Source organism: Pseudomonas sp. RC10 (assembly GCF_038397775.1).
In the GTDB taxonomy this organism is placed as follows: domain Bacteria; phylum Pseudomonadota; class Gammaproteobacteria; order Pseudomonadales; family Pseudomonadaceae; genus Aquipseudomonas; species Aquipseudomonas bambusae.
The window spans coordinates 1-15,933 of the sequence record NZ_CP151650.1 but is presented as its reverse complement, the minus strand read 5'-3'; the positions used below and the strand labels follow the sequence as shown (position 1 = coordinate 15,933).

The 15,933-nt window shown below is 60.1% G+C and carries 16 protein-coding genes; 9 read left to right on the top strand and 7 right to left on the bottom strand.

Annotated features, from left to right (window positions below; genetic code table 11):
• Positions 1-5 precede the first annotated feature (5 nt).
• Positions 6-1,439, bottom strand: a complete 1,434-nt coding sequence (locus tag AAEO81_RS00080; RefSeq protein ID WP_341960897.1) for a PLP-dependent aminotransferase family protein — start codon at positions 1,437-1,439, stop codon at positions 6-8.
• A gap of 175 nt (positions 1,440-1,614) precedes the next feature.
• Between AAEO81_RS00080 and AAEO81_RS00075 the strand changes: the two genes are divergently transcribed.
• Positions 1,615-1,848 (top strand): DUF1127 domain-containing protein, encoded by a 234-nt coding sequence (locus AAEO81_RS00075; protein ID WP_341960896.1) that lies wholly within the window; start codon positions 1,615-1,617, stop codon positions 1,846-1,848.
• Positions 1,849-1,977: 129 nt separating this feature from the next.
• On the opposite strand, the gene AAEO81_RS00070 is transcribed toward AAEO81_RS00075, so the two are convergent.
• The gene (locus tag AAEO81_RS00070; protein ID WP_341960894.1) at positions 1,978-3,267 is read right to left on the bottom strand and encodes an FAD-binding oxidoreductase; all 1,290 of its coding nucleotides are present in this window, start codon (positions 3,265-3,267) and stop codon (positions 1,978-1,980) included.
• Positions 3,268-3,537: 270 nt separating this feature from the next.
• Here AAEO81_RS00070 and AAEO81_RS00065 point away from each other — a divergent pair, with 270 nt between their 5' ends.
• Positions 3,538-3,891, top strand: coding sequence for a YkgJ family cysteine cluster protein (locus tag AAEO81_RS00065; RefSeq protein WP_166594054.1), 354 nt, complete (start codon positions 3,538-3,540; stop codon positions 3,889-3,891).
• A 6-nt stretch (positions 3,892-3,897) separates the two neighbouring features.
• Here the strand turns inward: AAEO81_RS00065 and AAEO81_RS00060 are convergent, their stop codons facing one another.
• On the bottom strand, positions 3,898-4,386 hold the full coding sequence (locus AAEO81_RS00060; RefSeq protein WP_166594055.1) for an AsnC family transcriptional regulator: 489 nt from the start codon (positions 4,384-4,386) through the stop codon (positions 3,898-3,900).
• Positions 4,387-4,540: 154 nt separating this feature from the next.
• On the opposite strand from AAEO81_RS00060, the gene dadA reads away from it, so the two are divergent.
• The 7 genes from dadA to AAEO81_RS00025 all read left to right on the top strand — a co-directional run bounded on the left by dadA (position 4,541) and on the right by AAEO81_RS00025 (position 11,120).
• A complete protein-coding gene (gene dadA / locus AAEO81_RS00055; protein WP_166594056.1) occupies positions 4,541-5,842 on the top strand; it encodes a D-amino acid dehydrogenase in 1,302 nt (433 codons plus the stop codon).
• Positions 5,814-6,167, top strand: a complete 354-nt coding sequence (locus AAEO81_RS00050; RefSeq protein WP_166594057.1) for a RidA family protein — start codon at positions 5,814-5,816, stop codon at positions 6,165-6,167. Before dadA ends, AAEO81_RS00050 begins: the two co-directional genes overlap by 29 nt.
• 143 nt (positions 6,168-6,310) lie before the next feature.
• Complete coding sequence (gene alr, locus AAEO81_RS00045) at positions 6,311-7,384, top strand: alanine racemase (RefSeq protein WP_341960889.1); 1,074 nt, start codon at positions 6,311-6,313, stop codon at positions 7,382-7,384.
• 149 nt (positions 7,385-7,533) lie between these two features.
• Entirely contained in the window at positions 7,534-8,082 is a 549-nt protein-coding gene (locus AAEO81_RS00040; protein WP_074754671.1) for a cupin domain-containing protein, read from the top strand.
• A 174-nt stretch (positions 8,083-8,256) separates the two neighbouring features.
• A complete protein-coding gene (locus tag AAEO81_RS00035; RefSeq protein WP_341960887.1) occupies positions 8,257-8,679 on the top strand; it encodes a c-type cytochrome in 423 nt (140 codons plus the stop codon).
• Positions 8,680-8,714: 35 nt separating this feature from the next.
• Positions 8,715-9,014, top strand: a complete 300-nt coding sequence (locus tag AAEO81_RS00030; RefSeq protein ID WP_341960886.1) for a DUF2845 domain-containing protein — start codon at positions 8,715-8,717, stop codon at positions 9,012-9,014.
• A gap of 180 nt (positions 9,015-9,194) precedes the next feature.
• Positions 9,195-11,120, top strand: a complete 1,926-nt coding sequence (locus AAEO81_RS00025) for an acetyl-CoA hydrolase/transferase C-terminal domain-containing protein (protein WP_341960885.1) — start codon at positions 9,195-9,197, stop codon at positions 11,118-11,120.
• Between the two features lie 161 nt (positions 11,121-11,281).
• On the opposite strand, the gene AAEO81_RS00020 is transcribed toward AAEO81_RS00025, so the two are convergent.
• The 4 genes from AAEO81_RS00020 to rep all read right to left on the bottom strand — a co-directional run bounded on the left by AAEO81_RS00020 (position 11,282) and on the right by rep (position 15,933).
• Positions 11,282-12,097, bottom strand: a complete 816-nt coding sequence (locus AAEO81_RS00020; protein WP_341960884.1) for a sulfite exporter TauE/SafE family protein — start codon at positions 12,095-12,097, stop codon at positions 11,282-11,284.
• A gap of 184 nt (positions 12,098-12,281) precedes the next feature.
• Positions 12,282-13,166 (bottom strand): MBL fold metallo-hydrolase, encoded by an 885-nt coding sequence (locus AAEO81_RS00015; RefSeq protein ID WP_341960883.1) that lies wholly within the window; start codon positions 13,164-13,166, stop codon positions 12,282-12,284.
• 148 nt (positions 13,167-13,314) lie between these two features.
• On the bottom strand, positions 13,315-13,884 hold the full coding sequence (locus AAEO81_RS00010; RefSeq protein ID WP_166594063.1) for a xanthine phosphoribosyltransferase: 570 nt from the start codon (positions 13,882-13,884) through the stop codon (positions 13,315-13,317).
• A 39-nt stretch (positions 13,885-13,923) separates the two neighbouring features.
• Positions 13,924-15,933, bottom strand: coding sequence for a DNA helicase Rep (gene rep / locus AAEO81_RS00005; RefSeq protein ID WP_341960882.1), 2,010 nt, complete (start codon positions 15,931-15,933; stop codon positions 13,924-13,926).

The window sequence follows — 15,933 nt, the reverse complement described above, 5'->3', positions numbered from 1 at the left end:
AAAGGTTAAGTCACTGGCGTTTCAGCGTGGGCCATTAACCGGGCCGCCGTGGCCCCTACCTTGCGCACGGCGTCCTCGATCTGCGGCGTAGGCTTGGCGGCAAAGTTCATGCGCAGGCAGTTTCTGTACTTGCCCGACGCCGAAAAAATATTGCCGACCGCGATCTGTACGCCTTGGCCCTCCAGTGCACGATTCAGTCGCAGGGAATCGAAGCCCTCAGGCATTTCGATCCACAGCATGAACCCGCCTTGTGGACGGCTGACCCGCGTGCCCTCTGGAAAGTAGCGCGTGACCCAATCGGTCATCAGGTCGCGGCTGCGCTGATATTGGCCGCGCATCCGGCGCATGTGGGGTTCGTAGTGGCCGTTCTTCAGAAAGTCGGCAATTGCCAGCTGCGGCTGGGTCGCCGTAGAACCAGTGCTGATGTATTTCATGTGCAGCACACGGTCCAGGTAGCGGCCCGGTGCAATCCAGCCAACCCGCAAACCCGGCGCCAGGGTCTTCGAAAACGAACTGCAAAGCAGGACGCGTCCGTCTTCGTCGAAGGATTTGATCGTGCGCGGGCGTGGGTAGGTATACGCCAGATCGCCATACACATCGTCTTCGATGATCGCCACGTCGAAACGCTGCGCGAGGGTCAGCAACGCCCGTTTGCGCTCTTCGGGCATGTTGTAGCCCATGGGGTTATTGCAGCTCGGGGTCAACTGTATGGCTTTGATCGGCCACTGTTCGAGCGCAAGTTCCAGCGCGTCGAGGCTGATGCCGGTGATGGGGTCGGTGGGGATTTCCAGCGCCTTCATGCCCAAGCCTTTGAGTGCCTGCATGGCACCGTGAAAGCTTGGGGAGTCCACGGCAACGATGTCGCCGGGCTCGCAGATCGAGCGAATGCTGACCGCCAACGCTTCCTGTGCGCCGGTGGTGATCACCAGATCGTCAGGGCCGACGCGTGTGCCCGAATCCAGCAACAGGCGCGCCACCTGCTCGCGCAGGCATTCGGTGCCGTAGATATTGTCGTAGTAGAGCCCCGGCATGTCGTGGCGACGACTGATTTTGCCAAGGGCTTGGGTGAGCGGGCGCAGCGTCGGGCTGGTGATGTCCGGCATGCCGCGCGCCAATTGCACGACGTCCGGGCTTGGCGCGGCGCGCGCCAGCTCCAGCACTTGGTCCCATTGGGAGATATCCACAGGCCTTTGCGCCGGACGTCCCACAGCGGGCAGGGCCGGAGTCTTACGGCCAGCGGGCACGAAATAACCGGATTTGGGACGGGGAGAGGCCAGGCCGTTGTCTTCCAGCAAGCGATACGCCTGTTGAACGGTGCTGAGACTGACGCCGTGTTCAAGGCTCAACGCCCGAACCGATGGCAGGCGATCGCCCGGCCGATAAAAGCCGTTCTCGATGCGTGTGCCGAGCAGTTCGGCAAGATTAACGTAGAGGGTCATGGCGTACTCCCGCGCAGTTCCGTCGGTTGACCGATACAGATGGGGCGAAAATACAGCATTCAGGCAGAGAAGTGACGTTTTTGTATGCAAAAAATTTGAAATCTTTGGATCTGTAATGGTTTTCCATACAGACGCATCATGGACTCACTTGAAACCCATGATGAGGTGTCTGGAAATGAGCGGGATGAGCGATGTTCGGTTAACGCTGTATGCGCGGGAGCTGGTTCAGCAACAGGAAGCGACCGTACGGGTGAATGCGCCGAAAGGGCTGAGCCTGTTGGGTCTGTTTCAGCATCGTCGGCGTACACGGCAGGCGCTGTTGGGGCTGACGGATGATCAGTTGCGTGATGTCGGCCTCACCTATGAGCAAGCGAGGCGTGAAGGGATGAAACCGTTTTGGAGGGGGTGAAAAGTCAGGCACTGAACGCGGCTTCTGTAGGAGTGAGCTTGCTCGCGATAGGGTTCTTGCTGCCAACGGTACTGTGATAGATACAGCCTTATCGCGAGCAAGCTCACTCCTACAGTATGGTACGAAGATTCAGATCAGCTCCTTCATCCGATGCCACAGCATCCCCAACGCCAACAATGGCGAACGCAAATGCTTCCCGCCCGGGAAAGTCATGTGCGGGACTTTTGCAAACAGATCAAATCCGCCGCTCTGCTGGCCACTGATGGCCTCGCCCAGCAACTTGCCCGCCAAGTGCGTGGCATTCACGCCGTGGCCTGAATACGCCTGCGCGTAGTACACGTTCGAATGCTCCTTGAGCCGCCCGATCTGCGGCAACCGATTGGCGCCGATGCCAATCATTCCGCCCCACTGAAAATCGATCTTCACGTCCTTAAGCTGCGGGAACACTTTGAGCATCTTCGGCTGCATGTACGCCGCAATGTCCTGCGGGTCGCGACCGGAGTAGTGGCAGGCGCCGCCGAACAGCAGTCGGCGGTCTGCCGAAAGCCGGAAATAATCCACCGCCACTCGTTGATCGCACATGGCTGTATTGAGGGGCAGCAATTGCCGAGCGAGTTCTTCGCCCAACGGCTCGGTGGCGATGATGTAGCTGCCGGCCGGGAGAACTTTGCCGCTCAGCGTTGGATCGAGGCCGTTCAGGTAGGCATTGCAACCCAGCACCAGCGTATTGGCGCGCACCACACCTTGGGCCGTGTGCACCTTCACTTGAGGGCCGTATTCCAGACGGGTCACGGCCGAGTGTTCGAACAATTGCACACCGAGAGACTGCGCGACACGTGCTTCTCCGAGCGCCAGATTCAGCGGATGAAGATGGCCCGACCCCATGTCGAGCAGGCCGCCCGCGTAGTTGCCAGAGTCGATCACGCTGCGGATGTCCTCGGGCTGGATCAACTTGAGTTCGCGACGATAGCCCAAGCCTCGCAGTTCTTCGGCATCTTCAGCGAAACCTTCGAATTCCCTGGGCTTGTTGGCCAGGTCGCAGTAACCCCACGTCAGGTCGCAGTCGATTTGATATTTCTCGACGCGCCCGCGGACGATCTCTACCGCCTCAAGGCCCATGAGTTTGAGCTGTCGCACGCCTTCGGCACCGATCACATCGCGAAAGCGCTCGACGTGATGACCCACCCCGCGAATCAACTGGCCGCCGTTGCGTCCGCTCGCGCCCCACCCGATTTTGTGCGCTTCCAGCAGCGCCACGCTCAATCCCCGCTCGGCCAGTTCGATGGCAGTGTTCAGCCCCGAATACCCGCCGCCGACCACGCACACATCGACCGTCAGTTCGCCTGCGAGGGCCGGGTGGTCAGGCTGAGCGTGGCTGCTGGCGGCGTAATACGATGCGGCATGGCGGGAAGCATTCATGCGGTCGGTCCCTGCGTGACTGTTTGGAAAATTTTACGGAGGGTAGCGGGGGTGGGCAGGCGGGGCAAGGCACTCGGGCGCTGAGCTAGGGCAACGCAGTGCATTAACCTGTGGGAGCGAATTCATTCGCGAAAAATAGGCCGGACGATTGAGATGTGTTGTCTGCACCGGCGCCTCGCGAATAAATTCGCTCCTACAGGTTGGTACATCGCTGTTGGTTTGCGATTCGCCTGGGGCACAATGTCGGCTTTCACAGGGGAATCTCACGCGATGAGCTGCAACAGCCAGAAAATCCGCGATTTGCGGCGGCAGATTCCGTCGTTCGAATGTGTACCTGGCTGTCACGATTGCTGCGGACCCGTGACCACCTCTTCCGAAGAGATGGCGCGTTTGCCGCGCAAGACCGCGGCGGAACAGGAGGCGGCGCTCAATGAGCTGAATTGCGTGCACCTGGGGCCGAACGGCTGCACGGTCTACGACGAACGCCCCCTGATCTGCCGTCTGTTCGGCACCACGGCGAGCTTACCGTGCCCGAACGGGCGCCGTCCCGAGACCTTGATCCACCCGCGCGTCGAAAAGCAGGTGCACGATTTCATCGCCACAACGCGGCAGGTCCTGGTCTGATCGCCGTCATTCCGGGATCGGCAGATTCAAGCTCTCTTTCACCTCTTCCATCACGATGTAACTCTTCGATTCCCGCACGTGGGGCAGCTTGAGCAGGATGTCGCCCAGCAGCTTGCGGTAAGACGCCATCTCGGAAATGCGCGCCTTCACCAGATAGTCAAAATCCCCCGACACCAAGTGGCACTCCAGCACGTGGTGCAGTTTAAGGACCGCTCGGCGGAATTCCTCGAAAGTGTCGCCCGATTTGTAGTCCAGGCTGATCTCGACAAATACCAGCAGACTCGCCTTGAGGTTCTGCGGATTGAGGCGGGCGTTGTAGCCCATGATGATGCCTTCGCGCTCAAGCCTGCGGACTCGCTCCGTGCATGGCGTGGTGGACAGGCCCACGCGTTCTCCCAGTTCCGTGAACGAGATTCGGCCGTCGGCTTGCAGAATGCGCAGGATGTTGCGGTCGATTTTATCCAGCTCACGTTTTGACTGGTGTTGGGTGCGCATTGAAACCCCCTCTGCGAATGGGTTGGTTGCCGAGAATTACCGCCGAATATAGGCATTTATATAGTGAAAAGCACTGCTCATTGCTTTTTATACTGCGCACATTCTGGCTTGAAACTTCAAAACGTCAGCGGATATCCGCGATGAGGAAATCAACATGCGCGTTCTGGTCCTTGGAAGTGGCGTAATCGGTGTTACCAGTGCTTACTACCTGGCCCGCGCGGGGTTTGAGGTGACGGTCGTCGATCGTCAGCCCGCCGCCGCTTTGGAAACCAGCTTCGCCAACGCCGGGCAGGTCTCGCCGGGCTATGCATCGCCATGGGCCGCACCGGGCGTTCCTCTCAAAGCGATGAAATGGTTGCTGCAACGCCACGCGCCGCTGGCCATCAAGGCCACCGGCGACATCGATCAGTACCTATGGATGGCGCAAATGCTGCGCAACTGCACCCAAAGCCGTTATGCCGTGAACAAAGAGCGCATGGTGCGCCTGTCCGAATACAGCCGCGATTGCATGGACGAGCTGCGGGCCGAGACCGGCATCGCCTATGAGGAGCGCACATTGGGCACGACTCAGCTGTTCCGCACACAGGAACAACTGGACAACGCCGCCAAAGACATCGCCGTCCTCGAACAAGCCGGTGTGCCATACGAAGTGCTCGACCGCCAAGGCATCGCCCGCGTCGAACCCGCACTGGCCAGCGTCAGCAATATTCTCTCCGGTGCCCTGCGGCTGCCAAACGACCAGACTGGCGACTGCCAGCTGTTCACGACACGTCTGGCCGAGATGTGTGTGAAGTTAGGCGTTGAATTCCGTTTCGGCCAGTCCATCGAGTCGATTGATTTTGCGGGCGACCGGATTAACGGCGTGCGCATCAACGGCAAACTCGAAACCGCTGATCGCTACGTGCTGGCACTGGGCAGCTACTCGCCGCAGTTGCTCAAGCCACTGGGCATCAAGGCCCCGGTGTACCCGCTCAAGGGCTACTCGCTGACGGTGCCGATCACCAACCCGGCGATGGCGCCGACGTCGACCATTCTCGACGAGACGTACAAGGTCGCGATCACCCGTTTCGACAACCGCATTCGCGTGGGTGGCATGGCGGAAATCGCCGGTTTTGACCTGTCGCTCAACCCGCGCCGACGTGAAACGCTGGAGATGATCGTCAACGATCTCTATCCTCAGGGCGGCAATCTGAGCGAGGCCAGTTTCTGGACCGGTTTGCGTCCTGCCACGCCAGACGGCACCCCTATCGTCGGTGCCACGCCGTTCCGCAATTTGTTCCTCAATACCGGCCACGGAACATTGGGCTGGACCATGGCGTGCGGCTCCGGTCGTTTGCTGGCCGATCTGATCGCCCGCAAACAACCGCAGATCAGCGCCGAAGGCCTCGATATTTCCCGCTATGGAAGTTCCAAGGAGATCGCCAAACATGTCAGTACAGCGCCAGCTCACCAATGAACGCATGAGCCAGATCGTCGTGCACAACGGCACCGCGTACCTCGCGGGGCAAGTGGGTAACGATCTGACCGCAGGGATCGAGCAGCAAACCCGCGAAGTGCTGGGCAACATCGAGCGCCTGCTGGATCTTGCGGGCACCGACAAGAGCCGCCTGTTGTCGGTGACGATTTACCTGAATGACATCGGCTCACAGTTCGCCACCATGAACGGCATCTGGGACACCTGGCTGCCAAAAGGGGTCGCGCCTGCCCGTGCCACCGTCGAAGCGAAGATGGCCGCGCCCAATGTGCTGATCGAGATGTCGGTGATCGCTGCACTGCCATAAATCGCCGCCGTTACACCGTCCCTGTAGGAGTGAGCTTGCTCGCGAATGCGTTGTATCTGTGCTGGATCATTGGCTGACACAACGCGATCGCGAGCAAGCTCACTCCTACCATCCGAATACCTTTAGACCTGAGCCCCACCCCCATGCGTCCAGCCCGCGCCCTCATCGATCTTCAAGCCCTTCGCCACAACTACCAACTGGCTCGTGAAACCACCGGCGCCAAGGCCCTCGCTGTGATCAAGGCTGACGCCTACGGCCATGGTGCGGTGCGCGTGGCGCAGGCGCTGGAAGCCGAAGCGGACGGTTTTGCCGTGGCCTGTATCGAAGAAGCGCTGGAGCTGCGTCAGGCCGGGATCGGTGCGCCGATTCTGCTGCTCGAAGGCTTTTTCGAAGCGGATGAACTGGCGCTGATCGTCGAGCATGATTTCTGGTGCGTGGTGCATTCGCTGTGGCAGTTGGAGGCCATTGAAAAGGCTGCGGTCGGCAAGCCGCTGAATATCTGGCTGAAAATGGACTCGGGCATGCACCGCGTCGGCATTCACCCGGCTGAATATCAAGCGACCTATCAGCGTTTGCTGGCGACGAACACAGTCGGCAAGGTCGTGCTGATGACTCACTTTGCTCGTGCTGATGAGTTGGACAGCGTGCGCACCGATGAACAGGTTGCGATATTCCAGTCGGCTCGCGCAGGGCTGGGGGCAGAACTGAGTCTGCGCAACTCGCCGGGTGTAATGGGTTGGCCGAGCGTGCCCAGCGACTGGGTGCGTCCGGGCATCATGCTGTACGGCGCGACCCCTTTCGATCAGCCGCAGTCGGTGGCCGATCGTCTTCAGCCGGTCATGACCCTGGAGTCGAAAGTCATCTGCGTGCGCGAACTGCCTGCCGGTGAGCCGGTGGGCTACGGCGGCGCGTTTGTCACTGACCGCACCATGCGCATTGGCGTGGTCGCGATGGGTTATGCCGATGGTTATCCGCGCCAAGCGCCTACCGGTACGCCGGTTTTGATCGACGGCCATCGCAGCCAGTTGCTGGGCCGTGTGTCAATGGACATGCTTTGTGTCGATCTCACCAACGTGCCAGGTGCCGGTCTGGGAAGTCGCGTCGAGCTCTGGGGCAAAAACATCCTGGCCAGTGACGTCGCGGCCCATGCAGGCACCATTCCGTATCAGATTTTCTGCAACCTGAAACGCGTGCCAAGGCTCTATTCCGGGTGCTGAGCGCACCGCTCGCTGTATCCCGTTGCGGCCCCTGGTGGCCGCCAGTCTCTTTGCTAATCTGGCAATGGGCTCAAGTGTTGTAAATACTGAACGCTGTTGCCATCATGGCGACCACTTGACCGTGCTTGATTAACAGGAGGACCCCCGCATTGGACGTCGGTGAACGACTGCAATCCATTCGCAAACTCAAAGGTCTGTCGCAACGTGAACTCGCCAAAAGAGCGGGCGTGACCAACAGCACCATTTCGATGATCGAGAAAAATAGCGTCAGCCCCTCGATCAGCTCACTGCGCAAGGTGCTGGGCGGCATCCCGATGTCCATGGTGGAGTTCTTTTCCGAAGAGCTGGAGCCTGAGAATCCGACCCAAGTGGTCTACAAGGCCAGCGAACTGATCGATATTTCGGACGGCGCTGTCACCATGAAACTGGTCGGCAAGTCCCACCCCGACCGGGCGATTGCGTTTCTGACCGAGGTCTACCCGCCAGGCGCCGACACCGGCGAGGAAATGCTCGTTCATGAAGGCGAAGAAACCGGGATTCTGGTCGAAGGCCGCCTTGAGCTGGTGGTCGGGCTCGATACCTATGTGCTCGAAGCGGGCGACAGCTACTATTTTGAAAGCACACGACCTCATCGCTTTCGTAATCCGTTCGACGTGCCAGCGCGACTCATCAGCGCTGCAACGCCCGCGAATTTCTGATCGGTGACACCCATCCCCTGCGTAAGGCGGGGGACAGCGGTTCAGCTCGAAGCCAAGGTCGACGCGCCGACAGCCCTGCTTCGCACAGGGATGTGACGACCAACGAGCTATACTTTCGCCACCTGCAGACTACCGTGACGGCAGGGACGTGATAGCCACCATGAGGGTGAGAGCGTGAACCATACCAATAAGATCCTGACGGCCCTTGCACTGCTCGCCTACTGGGTGTTCGCCGCCCAGGCCTCCACTCAGGATGACCTCGCCAAACGACTGGAACCGGTCGGACAAGTCTGCATTCAAGGCAAGGAATGTCCGGGCATGGACGTTGCCGCCACAGCAGGGGGAGCGGGCGGCGCCAAATCTCCGGATGATGTGATCGGCAAACACTGCAACGCCTGCCACGGCACCGGTCTGCTAGGCTCGCCAAAAATCGGCGACAGCGCTGACTGGGGCAAACGCGCCAAGGAGCAGGGCGGCCTCGATGGGTTGCTCGCCAAGGCGATCACCGGCATCAACGCCATGCCCCCGAAAGGCACTTGCGCGGACTGCTCGGATGACGAGCTGAAGGGCGCGATCAAGAAAATGTCGGGGCTTTGATGGCGGTAAGTCACGATTCAGGGAAATACCGTTGGATGTTCAGAGCGTCGTGGTTGCTGGGGTTTTCCCTGTTGCTGTTCGCGGGGACTGCGAACGCTACGATGCGCTGCGGTACTGCGCTAATCAGCCTGGGCGACACGGCTGCGGTGGTGCGCGACAAGTGCGGGCCGCCTGATAGCAGCGTTGATCAGATGTCCGCGGCGCGCGTCAATGGCGTACCTCGCCTGAACGCCGTCAAAGTCAGCCTATGGGTCTACGGACCGCGCAACGGCGCGTTTCAGCACCTCAAGTTCATTGAAGACAAACTCGTGAATATCGATACCCGCCGCGACTGATCGGATTTTTGTAAGAGTGAGCGTGCTCGCGATGGCTGGGTATCACGCGCAAATGCATTGACTGATCGCCCTTGATCGCGAGCAAGCTCACTCCTACAGGTACGGGTTACGGCATTCATGCAGCAATTCCCGCTCATCCCCGGTCCAAGCTCCATCGAATAACAAACCAGGAGAGGCCGGATGCCGCATTCCTGCTCGATCGAGCAAGCCGTCGATCACGTGTTGGCCGAGCTGCCGACGCACATTCGCATGGGGATGCCCTTGGGGCTGGGGAAGCCCAATCGCTTCGCCAACGCGCTGTATGCCCGCATCAAATCCCTGCCGGACCGGCAACTGACGATTTACACCGCGCTGTGTCTGGGGCGCCCTAAAGCGGGCGATGGTTTGCAGGGGCGTTTTCTTGAGCCTTTTCTGGAGCGCGTGTTCGGCGATTACCCCGAGCTGGATTTCCTCGCCGACTTGCACAAAAGCAGCCTGCCGCCGAACGTCCAGGTCGAGCAGTTTTTCATGCAGCCGGGCAGTCTGCTGGGCAGTGCGCAGGCGCAGCAGGACTACGTCAGCAGCAACTACAGCCACGCAGCGCGGGACATCAACGCCAGCGGCTTGAACCTCATTGCGCAATTGATCGCCCACGACCCGGCGCGCCCTGAGCACATGAGCCTCAGCTGCAACCCGGACATTACTCTCGACCTCTTGCGGATGCTGGAAAAGCGCCGCGCCGCAGGGGAAACCATTCTGGTGCTGGGTCATGTGCACGCTGATCTCCCCTATATGCCGGGCAACGCCGAGGTCAGCACCGACACATTTGACCTGCTGATCGAGCACGAAGAGCGCAGCACGCTGTTCTCGACACCGAACATGCCAGTGGGCGTTCAGGATCACTTTATTGGCCTGTATGCCAGCACGTTGGTGCGCGATGGCGGCACGTTGCAGATCGGCATCGGTTCGATGGGCGACGCATTGACCGCAGCCTTGCTGGCGCGTCAGGCCGATAATGAAACCTATCGCGCGTGTCTGGCGGAGCTGGACGGTATTTCCACTTGGAAGCCGCTGATCGAGGCCGAAGGCGGGGTCATGCCGTTTGCGGCCGGTCTGTACGGCTGCAGCGAAATGCTGGTCAACGGCCTGTTGGTCTTGCTCGACGCGGGCATCATTCGACGCAAGGTCTATCCCACTGCCGAACTGCAAACGCTGGCCAACGAGGGCGAGCTGGACGAAACGATCCACAGCAACGGCGTGCTGATTCATGGCGGGTTCTTTTTGGGACCGCGCAGTTTTTACGAGCGCCTGCGCGAGTTTTCGCCCGCGCAAATGGCGCAGATCGACATGACGGCGATCAGCTACATCAACGAGCTGTACGGCGACGAAACCCTGAAGCGCCTGCAACGTCGGAATGCGCGGTTCATCAACAGCGCGTTCACCGTGACGCTGTTGGGTGCTGCGGTCTCCGATCAACTGGAGGACGGTCGCGTCGTCAGTGGCGTCGGCGGCCAGTACAACTTTGTCGCTCAGGCCCATGCGCTAGAGGATGCGCGTTCGATCCTGATCCTGCGCAGCTGGCGAGAATCCGGTGGCGAGGTCAGCTCCAACATCGTCTGGGAGTACGGCCACACCACCATTCCCCGACACCTGCGGGACGTTGTGATCACCGAATACGGCATTGCGGATTTGCGCGGCAAGACTGACGCGGCGGTGATCGAAGCGTTGCTCAACATTACTGATTCACGCTTTCAGCCTGCGCTGATCGATCAGGCGCAGAAGGCCGGAAAGCTGCCGAAGGGCTTTCGTCTCGACCCGCTGTTTACCCAAAACACGCCGGAGCGATTGAAAGACATTCGCGACCGTTTCCCGGCGTTGTTCGTCGAATACCCGCTGGGCAGTGATTTCGGTGCTGAAGAGCGTGATTTGCTGCGGGCGCTGAACTGGTTGAAGAGCAAGTTCAAGCTCACGGAGATTATCGAATTGGGCAAGGCGACCCTTGAGGCGCCGGAGCCGAAGGCGTTTCCTGAACACCTGCGGCGCATGGGGCTGGATGATCCACAAGGGCTGCGGGAGGAGCTGTATCAGCGGCTGTTGCTGGCGGGATTGCAGGCGACGGTTGGTTAGCTATCCGACGTCACATGCGATCCTCCTGTAGGAGTGAGCTTGCTCGCGATGACGCGTGGTCTGCCGCTTATTCAGTGACTGACACACCGCAATCGCGAGCAAGCTCACTCCTACATGAAGTTGCGTCAGGCGCGATAGATCAGTGCATCCCTACAGGGGCGTTAGGAGACAGTCTTGACGATCAACAACGCGGCCGCGCAGAACCCGCTGATCGCGAACAGCTGCTGCAAGCGAGGCCCTGCCAGAAATCCTGCCACCTGCCGACCCGCCACCAGCCCTACAACAGCACCCACGGCGAAAGGCAACCCCACGGCCCAATGCATCGCGCCCGTGACGCTGGCCGTGATGACACTGCCGGTGGACACCAGCGCGATCACGGCCAGTGAGGTCGCGACGATGCTTTTCAGGTTCAGGTCGGTGTAGCGGGTCAGTGCCGGAACGATCACGAAACCGCCGCCGACGCCCAACAGTCCCGAGAGCAAACCGGACAGCATCCCGGTGATCGCCAGAAAGCGGGCGCAGGGGAGGGTCCAGCGCAGACGGCCTTCGAGGGGGTTGAGCACGCAAGGCAGAAACGCTGCGCGTTCGGCGGGTTTGCCGTGGCGCAGTTCGAGCGTGGCTTTCCTGAAAATGCGCCCGCAGGCGTACAGCAACACCAGCGAGAACCCAAGCGCCAGGGGCGTGTTGGGCAGACGATGCGCGAGCCACAATCCGACCGGCGAAAGGCAGATGCCGATCCCGGCGATGAACAACGCTGCGCGATACCGCACGATGCCCTGACGCAACCCCAACAGCGCGCCCACCGCTGCCGCCAGGCCAACCGCCAACAGCCCGACCGGCGCGGCTTCAACCATCGTCAGACCCAGACCAAATACCAGCAACGGCACCGCAAGAATGCCGCCGCCCGCACCCGTCAGCGCGAGTACCGCTCCAATGACCGTACCGAGGCCGGCTCCGATCAGTTCGTGTTCATTCATCTGGGAAAAGCGCCTTCTAGCAGGTCCCGGTGGGAGCGAATCGGTGGATGGACCGAGCGGAAATCTTCTGTAGGAGCGAATTCATTCGCGATTGGCCGGTACATCCGATAAAGATGCAGCGGCTGAACCATCAATTCGCGAATGAATTCGCTCCTACAGGTCGGGGTTGCGAGCGCATCAGCACTCACAACGCGTTAATCGGCACTTTCAAATACCGCACGCCGTTGTCTTCCGGCTCCGGCAGGTGGCCGCCGCGCATGTTGATCTGCACCGATGGCAGGATCAGCACGGGCATGTCGAGGGTGGCGTCGCGGGTTTCACGCATCTGCACGAAGGCATCTTCGTCGATGCCTTCGTGAATATGAATGTTGTTGGCGCGCTGCTCGGCGACGGTGGTCATGTACATCAACTCGCGCCCGTTTGGCAGGTAGTCGTGGCACATGAACAGGCGGGTTTGCGACGGCAGGGCGAGGATCTTGCCAATTGAACGGTAGAGCATGCGCGCATCGGCACCGGGGAAGTCGCAGCGCGCCGTGCCGTAATCCGGCATGAACAGCGTGTCGCCGACGAAGGCCACGATTTCGCCATCCACTTCGATCAGGTAGGTCATGCACGCAGGGGTGTGGCCGGGGGTGTGCATCGCGCGGGCGTGCAGGGTGCCGATCTGGAAATGCGCGTCATCCTCCAGCAGCCGGTCAAACTGGCTGCCGTCGCGGGCGAACTCGCCTTTGGCGTTGAACAGCGTGCCGAAGACTTTCTGCACGCGGGTGATGTGGCTGCCGATGGCGACCGTCCCACCCAGCTGTTCCTTCAAGTACGCCGCTGCGGAGACATGATCGGCGTGGACGTGGGTTTCCAGAATCCATTCCACCGACACGCCCAGCTCACGCACGCGGGCGATCAGCTTGTCCGCCGACTCGGTCTTGGTGCGCCCGGATTTGTGATCGTAATCCAGCACGCTGTCGATCAGCGCGGCCTTGAGGGTCGAGCGGTCCACAACCAGGTAGCTGATGGTCCAGGTGTGCAGGTCGAAGAACGCTTCTACGCTCAGTTTTTCACCGATGTTCATGCTTATCTCCGTTTGTTGGCAGCTACCTGTAGGAGTGAGCTTGCTCGCGATCAAGGTGTGCCAGTTGATGAAGACGTGTCTGGTAAACCGGAATCGCGAGCAAGCTCACTCGTACAATGACCAATGCCTGCCGCCCATGGGCCAGTGTTTAGACGAACGTCACCACGCCGCCGTTCAGCGATTTCACCCGTGCCAATGACTCTACACGATAGCCCTGCGCGTCCAGCTCCGCGCGGCCACCCTGGAAGGACTTCTCGATCACGATGCCCAAACCGGCCACAGTCGCGCCCGCCTGTTTGATGATCGAAATCAGCGCTTGAGACGCCTTACCGTTGGCCAAAAAGTCATCGATGATCAGCACGCGGTCGCTGCTGGTCAGGTGCCGGGTGGAAATGGCGATGGTGCTTTCGGTCTGTTTGGTGAACGAGTAAACCGTCGCCGAGAACAGGTTTTCGGTCAGGGTCAGCGACTGGTGCTTGCGCGCGAAGATCACCGGAATGCCCAGTTTCAGGCCGGTCATCACCGCCGGGGCGATGCCCGACGCTTCGATGGTGACGATCTTGGTAATGCCCGAATCGGCAAACAACGTGGCGAACTCGTCACCGATCTGCTGCATCAGGACCGGGTCGATCTGATGGTTGAGAAACGCGTCGACCTTCAGGACCTGGTCGGAAAGTACGATGCCTTCCTCGCGAATTTTCTTGTGCAGTGCTTCCACGTTGCTGTTCCTCAGGGCGCAAATGCGCGAAATGTCGGTTTATCTTTTCAGCATGGCGCGAATGTCCGCCAGTGCCGTATTGCCGCGAACGGCTTTCACTTCGGTCGGTGTGTCGTCGTTGCCTTCCCAGGCCAGATCATCCGGGGGCAGTTCGTCGAGGAATCGGCTGGGCAGGCAGTCGATGATCTCACCGTATTGCTTGCGCTTGGCCGCGAAGGTGAACGCCAGCGTCTGACGGGCGCGGGTGATGCCCACGTAGGCCAGACGGCGCTCTTCCTCGATGGTGTCGGCCTCGATGCTGGAGCGGTGCGGGAGGATTTCCTCTTCCATGCCCATGATGAACACGTAAGGAAATTCCAGACCCTTGGAGGCGTGCAGCGTCATCATTTGCACGCCTTCGGCGCCGTCTTCCTCTTCCTGCTGACGTTCGAGCATGTCGCGCAAGACCAGCTTGCCGATGGCCTCTTCGATGGTCATGCCGCCTTCTTCGTCTTTCTCCAGCGTGTTCTTCAACGCTTCGATCAGGAACCACACGTTACCCATGCGGTAATCGGCGGCCTTGTCGCTGGAGCTGTTCTGACGAATCCAGTTCTCGTAATCGATGTCCATGACCATGCTGCGCAGGGCTGCAATCGGGTCTTGGGTCGCGCACTGCTGACGCACGCCGTCCATCCAGTGCTTGAAGCGCTTGAGGCGGTCAGTGAAGCGGTTGTCCAGATGTTCGCCCAGACCGATCTCGTCGGTGGCAGCGTACATCGACACTTTGCGCTCGGTGGCGTAATTGCCGAGTTTTTCCAGCGTGGTCGAGCCGATTTCGCGACGCGGCACGTTGATCACGCGCAGGAAAGCGTTGTCGTCATCCGGGTTCACCAGCAGGCGGAAATAGGCCATCAGGTCTTTCACTTCCTGACGCCCGAAGAAGCTGTTGCCGCCCGACAGGCGATACGGAATCTGGTGGTGTTGAAGCTTCAGCTCGATGAGCTTGGCCTGATAGTTACCGCGATAGAGGATCGCGAAATCGCTGTAAGGCCGGTCGGTGCGCAAGTGCAAACTGAGAATCTCGACCGCCACGCGCTCGGCTTCGGCGTCTTCGTTCTTGCAGCGGATGACGCGGATTTCGTCGCCGTGACCCATCTCGCTCCACAGCTGTTTTTCGAACGCGTGGGGGTTGTTGGCGATCAGCACGTTGGCGCAGCGCAGAATGCGGCTCGTGGAGCGGTAGTTTTGTTCCAGCATCACCACTTTCAGCGACGGGTAATCGTCCTTGAGCAGCATCAGGTTTTCCGGCCGCGCGCCGCGCCAGGCGTAAATCGACTGGTCGTCATCGCCCACCACGGTGAACTGGCAGCGGGTGCCGATGAGCATCTTCACCAGCAGATACTGACTGGCGTTGGTGTCCTGGTATTCGTCCACCAACAGGTAACGGACCTTGTGCTGCCACTTTTCGAGGATGTCGGCATGTTCCTGGAACAGCTTCACCGGCAGCAGGATCAGGTCGTTGAAGTCCACCGCGTTGTACGCCTTGAGCGTGCGCTGGTAGTGGGTGTAGACGATGGCGGCGGTCTGCTCCTTGGGGTTGCGCGAGTTGGCCAGGGCTTCTGCAGGCAGGATCAGGTCGTTTTTCCAGGAATCGATCATGTTCTTGATCTCGTCGACGCCGTCGTCGCCCGAGTATTCCTTCTGCATGATGTCGGTCATCAGCGCCTTGACGTCGGTCTCGTCAAAGATCGAGAAACCCGGCTTGTAACCCATGCGCGCATGTTCCTTGCGGATGATGTTCAAGCCCAGGTTGTGGAACGTCGAAACCGTAAGGCCACGTCCTTCACCGGCTCGCAGCAGGGTGCCGACCCGCTCCTTCATTTCCCGCGCCGCCTTGTTGGTAAAGGTCATGGCGACGATGTACTGCGCACGGATGCCACAGTTCTGAATGAGGTGAGCGATCTTGCGCGTGATCACGCTGGTCTTGCCGGAGCCAGCACCGGCGAGCACCAAAAGAGGGCCGCCGACGTAGTTCACGGCTTCTTGTTGCCGGGGATTGAGTCGGGACAT